This window comes from Cupriavidus sp. KB_39, assembly GCF_052114485.1.
In the GTDB taxonomy this organism is placed as follows: domain Bacteria; phylum Pseudomonadota; class Gammaproteobacteria; order Burkholderiales; family Burkholderiaceae; genus Cupriavidus.
In genome coordinates, this window is the sequence record NZ_JBFREV010000069.1 from 1 (window position 1) to 9,538 (window position 9,538).

A 9,538-nucleotide genomic window follows, 5' to 3' on the forward strand; every position below is an offset into this window, starting at 1 on the left:
GGGCCAGGGGCCAGTCCGCCGCATATTTCATCGGCTTTGCGCAGAAGCTTGGCTACGGCATCACGATCACAAACTATGCGCCGTTCCGCTGTGGGCAAAGTACGTGTGGCCAGGCGCTAGGTAATCAAGATTGGTTCTTCACCTGGTCTGTGAACGCGCCACAGAACACGATCGTCCGGTTTGCGGCGGGCCTCTCTGCCGCAGGTGATCCGCTGGCCAGTTGGGGCAACCAGGTGCTCGAGTGTGAGATCTCGGCAATGGCGCCGGCCCACACTATTCTGCAGTTCCACTATCAGTGAGAATCCATGTACCAGATTGACAACTCGACGGCCGCCGCAGCGCAGCCAGCTTCGACGGCAGCCGGAACCGCCGGGTTCTTCACGGACGGGAATCCGGCGGGGGGTGTGCCGGCGACTATTGTTCCAGCTGAGTGGCTGAATGCCATGATGATGGAGCTTGTGAACGTCGTCTTGGCTGGCGGCCTCACGCTCAGCAAGAGCAACTTTACGCAGGTTCGGGATGCGATCAGGGCGATCGGAAAGGTGCGAGGAACCCTGACGGACACCGGGGCCGCCAACGCATACGCCGCCGCAAATCCAACGCCTCTTGTGGCGGGAACGTGGGCAGACGGTGTCGTGCAGTACGTGAAAATTGCCAATGCGAACACCGGCCCTTCCACGTATTCACCAGATGGGCTGCCGGCCATTCCAATCTATGGGCTTGGACTTTCCGCACTGCAGGGTGCAGAACTGCGCGCAGGGTGTGTTGCCACGTTGGTCAAGGCGACTATTGCCGGCGTGAACAGTGGAAATCCGATTTGCGTCCTGGTGGACTGCCAAGGTGCGCCATTGCAAATTTCTCCCTCGACCCAGAGCGGCCACGCTGTGAATCAGTCCCAGGTCATCGGAATTGCACAGACGCAGCAGAACGTAACGGCGTCGCGCGCAATAGGGACAACTTACACCAACAGCACAGGAAAGCCGATTTTTATCGAGGTTCAGTTGCAACTCGCATCAGGTCAAGGCATGAATTTTCAAAAAAACGGAGCAAATGTGCAGGCATTTGGCAACGGCGGCTCCGGATCGGGCGGTTTCACGACGGCGTCGATCGTTCCTGCCGGTTATACATACGGCGTTACGGCGACTCCCGGGGCTACTCTGATTGGCTGGTACGAAACGCGTGCGTAAGGGACAGAAAATGCAATATTTTCGAGATACAGCGACTGGCGCACTCTATGCATTTGAAGACGATGTGCGTGTTGATGGCGACGTGTTCTACGACGCATCCGGTAATGAACTTGGCCCCTACCCTCCGTTGACCCCGACCGATGACATCACGCCTCCTCCGTATGTGCCGACGGGCACGGAATTGTTGGCAATGCGAAATGCGTTGCTCGGTAGCGCCGCAGTGCAGATCGCCCCGCTCCAGGATGCCGTTGATCTCGGGGTGGCGACGGCCAATGAGAAGGCGTCTCTGCTGGCCTGGAAGCAGTATCGAGTGGACGTTAGTAGGACGGACCTCGATGTGCAGCCGGTAGTCTGGCCGACTCCGCCCGCGGATCATTAGTAGCCGCCCAGTCCATGTAAAATGCCCCGAACATAATAAAGCTATGAGGGGCAGTATGCGGTTCTTTTCGCGCAAGGTAACGCCCGRCAGCGTGGTGTCGGATATTAGGAAGTCAGGGGGCGCTAACGTAAGGGACTGGGTCGCGTTGATCCAGATGCTTCGTGACGAAGGGCGGTTCGACCCCGAGATTGTCTCCCGGATTGAGTCGCATGAGATTGGCGCCGCCGGGCACGCGGTGAATCACTTCGCTGAGGAGATTTCTCAGGCGTCCGCATCCGAACTGCGCGACCTCGCAGCGCGGCTGTCGCCTAAGAGTCCCGAGGACGTGGTTACCGAAGCCTTGGACATCATCATCAAGAAGAAGTCGATCTTCCAGTGCCGCGATGCCCACACAGAAGGCGGCTACTATGCTGACGCCGAGTTGGGGATGGACTGGCAATGGGAGAATCTGATTGAGCCGTACATCAAGGATGCCGATCTATCTACTGTCCTTGAGCTCGCTCCCGGACACGGGCGGAATAGCGCCAAGTTGCTCGGGCAGGGTGCAAAGGAGCTGCATCTGGTCGATGTGAACCAGACGTGTATCGACGCATGCCGGAATCGCTTCGGCGAGCAGTACGACGGTTGCAAGATGCACTATCACGTGACGGCGGGTGACAGCCTTCCTTTCATCGCGAACCAGTCGCTGACCTTCGTCTATTCGTTTGATTCGATGGTTCACTTCGACCGGTCGATCATTCTTGCCTATCTGCGCGAGTTTGCGCGGGCCATGAGGCCGGGCGCTACAGGCTATATCCACCACTCCAACTATGGCGCGATTGCGCCGAACAGTGACTGGGCCAAGAACATTGGCAACCGTAGCGATATGTCTGCGGGGCTGTTCCGCGACTATTGCGCCGAGGTGGGGCTGGAGGTAACCGATCAGCGTCTGCATGGCAGGGCCGAGCAGCGGGGGATCGATGATCTGGACTGCGCATCATTGATTCGCAAGCCGTGAGGCAGGCCCGGTATCGCTGAGGCAAGCTCTGTCGCATTGTCCCGCGATGGTCTAGTCGTTTCGCACGCTCGACATACAACCGCCTTCGGGCGGCTTTTATTTGCCCGCTTCGGCGGGCTTTTTCATTTCTGGGGAAATGTATGTCCGAACCAATCAGCGGCGGGGCCGCAGGCGTAGCAGGCTGGAAACTCATTGGCGGTCTGGCCGGTGCGGGGGCGATTGGCGCCGGGCTGGCCGCCATCGTCGTCATGTGCATCACGAYGCCGCGCAGTCCGCGCGAGTGGGCGGTGGGCCTGATCAGCACTGTCATGGGCTCGATCGGTGGCGGAGCTGCGGTGATTCAGCACTTTGAGCTGCAGGCCTGGGCGCAGACACCGATCGGGCTGGTGGCCATGCTCGGCTTGGTTTTCTCCTGCGGCCTGCCGGGGTGGGCCATCGTCCGCTGGCTGTTCAACTACATCGCCAAGCAGCAGGGCGCCGGCATCGACGACATCGCGGCGGACGTGCGCAATGGGCTGGGACAATGATCACGCCAGCAATCCTCCGCGCCATCATGCCGGCGGCCGGGCGCCGCGCCGATGTGTTTGCGCTGCCGCTCGTAGACGCAGCCCAGCGCTTCGACATTTCCAAGCCGGCTCGACTGGCTGGATGGCTCGCCCAACTTGCGCACGAGTCCGGCCAGTTGCTCTACACACGCGAGATCTGGGGGCCGACGCCGGCGCAGTTGCGCTACGAAGGGCGCGTCGACCTCGGAAACACTGAGCCGGGCGACGGCAAGCGATTCATTGGCCGGGGGCTGATCCAGATCACCGGGCGGAAGAACTACCTGCTGTGCGGCTTGGGACTCCACCTGGATCTACTAGCGATGCCTGCATTGCTCGAGCAGCCGATTGCCGCGGCGGCCTCAGCTGGCTGGTACTGGCAGGCGCACAACCTGAATCGCTTTGCCGATGCCGGCGATTTCGTTGGCCTGACTCGTGCCATCAACGGCGGCACGAATGGGCTGGCCGATCGCCAGCAGTTCTGGGCACGCGCGAAGACCGCGCTGGGGGTTACAGCATGATCTCGATCCCATCCAATATCCCCTGGCGCGCGATGGGCGCCGCGCTGCTGGCCGCTGGCATCTTCGCCGCCGGCTGGGCCGCGAACGGCTGGCGCAAGGACGCCGAGATCGATCGCATGAAGACGGCCAGCGCCCAGGCGGACCTGGCGAGCGCCAACCAGGCGCTCGGTGACCTGCGCGTGGCCGGCGCCACCATCCGCGAGAAGGCCGACGAGTTCGCCGGCATCCAGATCACCCTCGGCGCCAAGCTCGACGCCATCCGGAAGGACCTGAAGAATGCTCCGAAGCTGCCTGCTGATTGCCGCCCTGACGCTGGCCGGGTGCGCCTCATGTCCGACGCCGTCGACGCGGCCAAGCAAGCCGCCGCGGCTCGATAGCGCGCTGGCTGCGCCGTGCACGGTCCCGGACGCGCCGGTCGTGGCCGACTATGATGTGTGGCAGGAATGGATGATGAAGGAGCTGCTGGGGGCGCTCGGGGACTGCGCGGCCCGACATGCTAAGACCGTCCAAGCTTGGCCTTTTTAGGCAGATCAAATCTCACTGCACATCAATGTCAAGTGAACGAATTGCGCGCACGTGGTTTATGTGCATGTCGCCCAGAGCCAATTGATCGCCACCGTAAAGCACCGACGTTCCGTCTTTGAGTATTTGGCCCAAGTTGCTGTTGCCGTTGCCGCTAATGGAAAGTGCATATGCTCGGAAGATCGTGGCAAACCTACTTAGCGCTCCAGAACCGTGGGTAGCGTGCACGGAGTCGAACCAACCGGATGCCACCTTTACGAACTCAGTATTGCCCTCTGCGTTGCCTGACCGCATTGCGTCAAAAGCCTTCGGGGCTTTGATTTTGATGACCGCGAGGAATAGAACCAAGCCGTGCCACTGCAATCCACTGAGGAAATACAAGGCACAGGCTCTCTCGATTTCTCGAGGCGAGACCTTTGCGCAAAGGGCGAGCGCCGTCAGCGCTGCAGGGAGATGGGAAGCATGCTCGTCGAGATCGACGGGTTGGTATCGCTGAAGCGTTGCCCTGACAAAGGCCCCAGCTGGACTCGAGCCATCTACGGCAGTGCTACGATCTTGAGGCAATTGCAAAGACAAATGAAGGAATTTCCCCAGATAGGCGGGAGCATCTGTCTCGGCACCATAGACGCCACGGATCGCCGTCTCGAGCTGGGGACGGTTCATGATAAGAACGAAGATGAGGTTTGGCACCTCGAAGTAATGCTTTATACGTTCGATCATACGAACTGCGAATGCTGGCCTGCAGCGATCGAGCTCGTCGATGAAGACTACTGTTGGCAAATCGCCCACTGCAGTAAACTCGGCCAGAGCGCGGCGGAACCCTGCAACCGAATTCTTTTCCGCCGCGTGCGACTCTAGTCGCTTCTTAGTCCATTCCTGTACTAAGTCTGCCCCATTGTCTAGTGCCTTGTCGTACTCTTCATGAACCAAGTCTGCGAGATCCGTGGTACCCGCCAATTTGCCCAATCCATTTACCGTGGCCTTTGCCATCAACGGCAACAGCACACTTCCGACGGCTGCGGCCTTATCGGTCAGAGTCTTCGCGAGGCCATTGCCGTGGCTTAACTCGCGAATTTCGCTGGCCAATAACATAAACGGATCTTCCGTATAGTCTTCCTGGAACGCGTCTATGAAGCCGACCCGATAATGCTGCACTCTGAGTTGTGCAGCCCAGTTGCGTGCAAACCATGACTTCCCTTCGCCCCACGGCGCATCGATTGCAATTACTGCACCGCAACGTAGTCTGCCAAGGTAGCTAGTCAGCTTATCTGCGAGTTTGCGACGTCTTAGCAAGTCGCCTTCAAATGGAATCTCGATGTTGCTGAGATCGGCTGTAGGCAAGGCTAGCGGTGGCGATCCCACAGACGTGTCAACCATGATTGCGCCGCCTCCCAGGTTCAGTTGTTTGTGCCGGAATCATACCCAATTCCCGCATGGCGTCTTCTACTGCCGAACGCCATCGATCTGGGCAGGGGACCACGCGGGGCGACGTTCGCCTCGATCGCAAGGGCAAGCCGTTCAGCTCTTTGACGTGGGCGATCCAGCAATTTTTCGCATAGATCGGATGCTTGCGCTTCACCACCTCGCGGATTTCGTCGTACGTTGCCACGTTGTCTCCTTGGGGTAATTGGCAACGAGATACTAGCCGTGGGGAGATCTGGTGTCAGCGATCATTTAGTTCCCCTCCCTTCGTGGGGTTAGCGCTTGGGCCGCTTCGGACTCAGCGTGCAAGGTCACCTCGACGAGCACCATCCCGTCGATGTCCACCTCATACAGCGTGCGGCCACACATCGGGCAGGGTGCCTTCGTCGGAACCGTCTCGCCCCGAAGGCCGAGGTGGAACTCCGAGATTTCCACGGTCGTGCCGCAGATGCACTCGATCTCTTCGATGACGTTCATGGTCTTCCCCTTGCAGCGTTGCGCTGCGTTGAGGATAGCCATTGCGCGGCAGACGCGAATCGCCCGAAAGGGCCAGAAGAATCGGACTCATCAGCATCATCGAGTAGGATTGCGGATAGCATTCGTTTCGGAGACTCTTCCTCATGCCGGCAATCATGAAGGTTCGAGCGACAGTACTTTGTGTTCGCGACGATAGCGTTCTCCTGGTTGGCAAAAGCCAGTCGAAGTGGATGTTGCCCGGAGGGAAGCCTTCGGAGGACGAACTGCTACCGGAGACAGCTGCTCGGGAACTGAAGGAAGAGACCGCCCTTGCGGCGAAGGGGCTCTCATTCCAATTTCAGTTCGTGGGCGCGACCACCATTCACCACGTTTTTGTCGCTGACATTGGCGGCAAGGCAACGCCGCGCCCTCAGAATGAAATCAAGCGGTGCCAGTGGTTCGGTCGCGATGAAGTTGCTTCGACCGATGCGAGTCCAACTACCAAGAGCATTGTCGAGGCCCATTTCCGAGGCCGGTGAAAAAAAGGCCCGCTCATTGGCGGGCCTGCCGAATCGGAAGTTCCGACGCACTCGCGGTAGCGCCAGAGTGGAAAGCGTACGAAAGCGGGGAGGCGACTGAATATCCCTCGGAAGAGGGGGGGCAGCCCGGCTACTTCATGACTTAGCCAGCCTTGCGCGGCCCCACGCGCCGCACTTGCTGAGCGGGAGTCCTCAGGGTCGAGCCGCCACGCGCGCGGCGCTGGCCGGCAGAGTATCGGGCCAAGCCGCCGCCGAATCGTGCGGCATGCGCTTTAGCCCTTAATGTCGCGCGGGTCATGGCCGAAGGAATTCCGCTCGCGGATCTGGCCGTCCCGGCCATGGATCAGCAGCTCGACCTTGTCGCGCTGGGCGCGCTCGGTACCTGCGCGGATGGCCTCTTCCTGCGTCTCGTAGACCGCGCGCTTCCCCCCGCCACCAGCGGCCTCGACCGCCCATCCTTCGCCGGCCGGCACCACATGAATGTCTGTTGACATGATCGTCTCCTGAGAATTGATCTGGACAGTCTCCCGCTGGCGCCGCCCCGTTCGGTATCCGTCCGGGTCCTACAGGCAGCACGACACTTTTTTCGCGCTGAACGAAGAAATTTAGTATTTCGGGGGCTATCAGCTCACTTTTCTTTCGGCAGGGCCGGTTCGACTTTCGGTAACGCAGCGGCCACGTCAGGCCGGGTCGTCAGGCCTGACCGGCTCGGCTCGATAGGCAGACCAGAAATAGTGAGAATGCCGGTGGTGGCGGACGCGCTTCTTTTCGATGAAGAGTCGGACCGTGCCGGCGGGGCCGGCGTCAATCACCACCTCATGGTGGGACGTAGTGTCCGCCGTGGCGGTCGGCAGCGTGGCTAGGCCAGAAGCGATGTAGTCGCCTTGGATGCGGCCGAGAATTCCGTGTGCTAGATTAGGCGCTTCCGAAGATGCCGCTGACCGGAGGTGGCACTTGGCCGCAAGCTTGCTGTTGCCCATGATGCTAGTGAGATGCTGTATGGATATACAGTATAAGAGGCAAAGAAAAAGCCCGCTACCAAGCGGGCCTTTCGAGCGCTCGTCAACGGAGCTTTGTGTTCAGTCTTCGTTGCTATTTGGCGTAGTGATGTCGCCCGAGAAGGGATTGAAGAACGGGAGCACGAGGTTGCGTATGCCAAGGCGTCCGAGCTGATACCGTGCTTCTGTCACCAAAAGTGGTCCAATTTGCGCAGAAATGAAGGGGAAGATGTCAGGCTTCAGGCAATCCTCTGTGGTCGTCCCCTCCGGCACATCAAATTGACTGCGAGCCTTGAGCAGAACGGCGAATTCTTTGTCTGCCCCTCTTGTTCCGATGATTTTGACCGTTCCGATGACAGTTAGCTTCGTCTCCTCGACTTCGCCCACCTCAAATGTCGATTCGGCTTTGACGCCGCCCTGTTCATCCCGATCAGCCCCAGGAGGAAACCGTTCAGCAGAAATTTTTGCGTACTGAAGGCCTCTTAGCCTTGGTTTGCATTTCACTTCGGTGACCTCAGTGGCCATATCGCATACTCGAATTCGTGACTTCCGCAATCATGGGTGCATCCACATCGAGCTCAAATGACAATGATTGCCTGAACTCGATGCGAGGGCGCTCCGCTGGGACCACATGGTAGTGGTGGACAGGCTTCTCGTGAGCGCGCGGATCTTCATACAGCACGTGCTCGATTGCACATTTCACGTATTCGTTGAGTGTTTGATGGTTTTTTCGCGCGGCAACAACCGCCTTTCGATGGAGGTCAGGTCCCACTCGGACATTGAAGGAGCCTTTGTACGTACCGCACGGCTCTTTACCATGCTCCGCACAAAACGCGACGTAAGCGTCAACCGCCTCTCGAAATGCCGCTTCAATTTCTCCAACGGTCGCACCATCGAACATGATGAGATCATCGATGAATTCGATTTTTCCGACCAAGCACCGATCCTCTAGGCTCATCTCGACTGAGCCGTAGTAGTTCTTGTATTCCAACATATTGTTCATAGCAGACCCCATTCCGCCAAGCTGGTGACAACGTAGCGCAGCTGGTAGAGCTTCATGATGCCGCTCGGGTGAGGCCGAGCGGTATCGATCCTCCGCTCTGTGCCATCAAATGTGCCGACAAAGTACTTGTGTGATGAGCCCCCTCCGTTTTCATAGAGTGTGAACCCAAGGGCTTCGATGATTGAGACGAACTCTTCCCACCGCATGTCCGATGGCGGGGGCTTCTTGCAAAGTCGTTCTAGTCTCTTCTCGTGCTTGGACATGTCGGCTCTTCATCATTGTAAAGCAACTAAACATTAGTTGCACATCAAGCTTGATGTTTTTCTAGTCCGCGTATTATGCATGAGTCGCAATGGAAGCTAGGCAGGGACAGTACCTGTGCATGCATACAGTATTGCCCAGCGAGGCATGTTGATGATCCTGCCTGCGCGTTAGGGTCCGTCAGGTTGCGGAATCGTGCGGCTCGGTAAGCACATCCCCGGTCGGAAGGATCGCGTGCAGTCTCTACTTTGGGCAATTTCTTCGCTGCCGGATGCGGCGTAGGTGCGATCATGTCCAGCCATTTCCACCCTACAGACGGTCGCCGGTGTGTCGCAAATGCGTGTAGCGCTGCAGGCTTGCCCAATTTCGCTGGCCGGTGGCCGCCGCGACGTCGCCGTAAGCTGTTTCTAGCGAGGATGTTGCATGTTGGTTTCGCGAAACCGCGAACTCGGGAGCCCGGTCCTCAGTAGAGCAGTCGTCGCGCCTCGCGCTGGGGGGCTCTCTCGGCGCATTCCCATAATTTCCCCACAAAATCAGTAAGTGCTTGATTCCTTGTGTTTCACGTTTCCCCTCCCTCGCACCAATCATCATTTGTGGGTTATTCGCCACAATTTCCTGCCTCACGCGGGCTACCCAGCCAACGGGGGTCGTCCCCTGCGTCGCGGCACAACCGGCCCCTAACGAGACCGGTCCCCCCCCTCAATTCAACGG

15 protein-coding genes are annotated in these 9,538 nt (G+C 58.9%); 8 read left to right on the forward strand and 7 right to left on the reverse strand.

Features of this window, described 5'->3' with window-relative positions; all coding sequences use genetic code 11:
- The 7 genes from AB4Z27_RS27765 to AB4Z27_RS27795 form a co-directional block, all read left to right on the forward strand.
- Nucleotides 1–299, forward strand: a 299-nt coding sequence (locus tag AB4Z27_RS27765) for a putative phage tail protein (protein ID WP_441645795.1), incomplete at its 5' end; no start/stop codon positions are given.
- Nucleotides 300–305: 6 nt separating this feature from the next.
- Nucleotides 306–1,187, forward strand: a complete 882-nt coding sequence (locus AB4Z27_RS27770; protein WP_441645796.1) for a hypothetical protein — start codon at nt 306–308, stop codon at nt 1,185–1,187.
- The gene (locus AB4Z27_RS27775) at nt 1,180–1,566 is read left to right on the forward strand and encodes a tail fiber assembly protein (RefSeq protein WP_441645797.1); all 387 of its coding nucleotides are present in this window, start codon (nt 1,180–1,182) and stop codon (nt 1,564–1,566) included. The genes AB4Z27_RS27770 and AB4Z27_RS27775 overlap by 8 nt, the downstream gene beginning before the upstream one ends.
- Nucleotides 1,567–1,720: 154 nt before the next feature.
- Nucleotides 1,721–2,563, forward strand: coding sequence for a class I SAM-dependent methyltransferase (locus tag AB4Z27_RS27780; RefSeq protein ID WP_441645798.1), 843 nt, complete (start codon nt 1,721–1,723; stop codon nt 2,561–2,563).
- 140 nt (nt 2,564–2,703) lie between these two features.
- Entirely contained in the window at nt 2,704–3,090 is a 387-nt protein-coding gene (locus AB4Z27_RS27785) for a hypothetical protein (RefSeq protein WP_441645799.1), read from the forward strand.
- Nucleotides 3,087–3,626 (forward strand): glycoside hydrolase family 19 protein, encoded by a 540-nt coding sequence (locus AB4Z27_RS27790; protein ID WP_441645800.1) that lies wholly within the window; start codon nt 3,087–3,089, stop codon nt 3,624–3,626. The genes AB4Z27_RS27785 and AB4Z27_RS27790 overlap by 4 nt, the downstream gene beginning before the upstream one ends.
- The gene (locus AB4Z27_RS27795) at nt 3,623–4,003 is read left to right on the forward strand and encodes a hypothetical protein (protein WP_441645801.1); all 381 of its coding nucleotides are present in this window, start codon (nt 3,623–3,625) and stop codon (nt 4,001–4,003) included. Before AB4Z27_RS27790 ends, AB4Z27_RS27795 begins: the two co-directional genes overlap by 4 nt.
- A 160-nt stretch (nt 4,004–4,163) precedes the next feature.
- On the opposite strand, the gene AB4Z27_RS27800 is transcribed toward AB4Z27_RS27795, so the two are convergent.
- The 3 genes from AB4Z27_RS27800 to AB4Z27_RS27810 all read right to left on the reverse strand — a co-directional run bounded on the left by AB4Z27_RS27800 (nt 4,164) and on the right by AB4Z27_RS27810 (nt 6,047).
- Nucleotides 4,164–5,525 carry a KAP family P-loop NTPase fold protein gene (locus AB4Z27_RS27800; RefSeq protein WP_441645802.1) on the reverse strand — a complete coding sequence of 454 codons (1,362 nt, stop codon included), beginning with the start codon at nt 5,523–5,525 and terminating at the stop codon, nt 4,164–4,166.
- Nucleotides 5,518–5,757: a hypothetical protein gene (locus AB4Z27_RS27805; RefSeq protein ID WP_441645803.1), complete on the reverse strand. Its 240-nt coding sequence runs from the start codon at nt 5,755–5,757 to the stop codon at nt 5,518–5,520. The genes AB4Z27_RS27800 and AB4Z27_RS27805 overlap by 8 nt, the downstream gene beginning before the upstream one ends.
- Before the next feature lie 65 nt (nt 5,758–5,822).
- Entirely contained in the window at nt 5,823–6,047 is a 225-nt protein-coding gene (locus AB4Z27_RS27810) for a hypothetical protein (RefSeq protein WP_441645804.1), read from the reverse strand.
- A gap of 143 nt (nt 6,048–6,190) precedes the next feature.
- Here AB4Z27_RS27810 and AB4Z27_RS27815 point away from each other — a divergent pair, with 143 nt between their 5' ends.
- A complete protein-coding gene (locus AB4Z27_RS27815) occupies nt 6,191–6,565 on the forward strand; it encodes an NUDIX hydrolase (protein ID WP_441645805.1) in 375 nt (124 codons plus the stop codon).
- A gap of 272 nt (nt 6,566–6,837) precedes the next feature.
- Here the strand turns inward: AB4Z27_RS27815 and AB4Z27_RS27820 are convergent, their stop codons facing one another.
- The 4 genes from AB4Z27_RS27820 to AB4Z27_RS27835 all read right to left on the reverse strand — a co-directional run bounded on the left by AB4Z27_RS27820 (nt 6,838) and on the right by AB4Z27_RS27835 (nt 8,829).
- The gene (locus AB4Z27_RS27820; protein WP_441645806.1) at nt 6,838–7,059 is read right to left on the reverse strand and encodes a DUF2188 domain-containing protein; all 222 of its coding nucleotides are present in this window, start codon (nt 7,057–7,059) and stop codon (nt 6,838–6,840) included.
- Nucleotides 7,060–7,644: 585 nt separating this feature from the next.
- Nucleotides 7,645–8,088, reverse strand: a complete 444-nt coding sequence (locus AB4Z27_RS27825) for a hypothetical protein (RefSeq protein WP_441645807.1) — start codon at nt 8,086–8,088, stop codon at nt 7,645–7,647.
- The gene (locus tag AB4Z27_RS27830) at nt 8,078–8,566 is read right to left on the reverse strand and encodes a type II toxin-antitoxin system HicB family antitoxin (protein ID WP_441645808.1); all 489 of its coding nucleotides are present in this window, start codon (nt 8,564–8,566) and stop codon (nt 8,078–8,080) included. Before AB4Z27_RS27830 ends, AB4Z27_RS27825 begins: the two co-directional genes overlap by 11 nt.
- Nucleotides 8,563–8,829 (reverse strand): type II toxin-antitoxin system HicA family toxin, encoded by a 267-nt coding sequence (locus tag AB4Z27_RS27835; protein ID WP_441645809.1) that lies wholly within the window; start codon nt 8,827–8,829, stop codon nt 8,563–8,565. The genes AB4Z27_RS27830 and AB4Z27_RS27835 overlap by 4 nt, the downstream gene beginning before the upstream one ends.
- Between the last annotated feature and the right edge of the window lie 709 nt (nt 8,830–9,538).

Bases quoted from the DNA above. Each gene is read 5' to 3' on its own strand.
- AB4Z27_RS27790 (WP_441645800.1), top strand. From the start codon at position 3,087: ATGATCACGCCAGCAATCCTCCGCGCCATCATGCCGGCGGCCGGGCGC.
- AB4Z27_RS27835 (WP_441645809.1), bottom strand. From the start codon at position 8,829: ATGTCCAAGCACGAGAAGAGACTAGAACGACTTTGCAAGAAGCCCCCG.
- AB4Z27_RS27810 (WP_441645804.1), bottom strand. From the start codon at position 6,047: ATGAACGTCATCGAAGAGATCGAGTGCATCTGCGGCACGACCGTGGAA.
- AB4Z27_RS27795 (WP_441645801.1), top strand. From the start codon at position 3,623: ATGATCTCGATCCCATCCAATATCCCCTGGCGCGCGATGGGCGCCGCG.
- AB4Z27_RS27830 (WP_441645808.1), bottom strand. From the start codon at position 8,566: ATGAACAATATGTTGGAATACAAGAACTACTACGGCTCAGTCGAGATG.
- AB4Z27_RS27780 (WP_441645798.1), top strand. From the start codon at position 1,721: ATGCTTCGTGACGAAGGGCGGTTCGACCCCGAGATTGTCTCCCGGATT.
- AB4Z27_RS27820 (WP_441645806.1), bottom strand. From the start codon at position 7,059: ATGTCAACAGACATTCATGTGGTGCCGGCCGGCGAAGGATGGGCGGTC.
- AB4Z27_RS27770 (WP_441645796.1), top strand. From the start codon at position 306: ATGTACCAGATTGACAACTCGACGGCCGCCGCAGCGCAGCCAGCTTCG.
- AB4Z27_RS27825 (WP_441645807.1), bottom strand. From the start codon at position 8,088: ATGGCCACTGAGGTCACCGAAGTGAAATGCAAACCAAGGCTAAGAGGC.
- AB4Z27_RS27800 (WP_441645802.1), bottom strand. From the start codon at position 5,525: ATGGTTGACACGTCTGTGGGATCGCCACCGCTAGCCTTGCCTACAGCC.
- AB4Z27_RS27815 (WP_441645805.1), top strand. From the start codon at position 6,191: ATGCCGGCAATCATGAAGGTTCGAGCGACAGTACTTTGTGTTCGCGAC.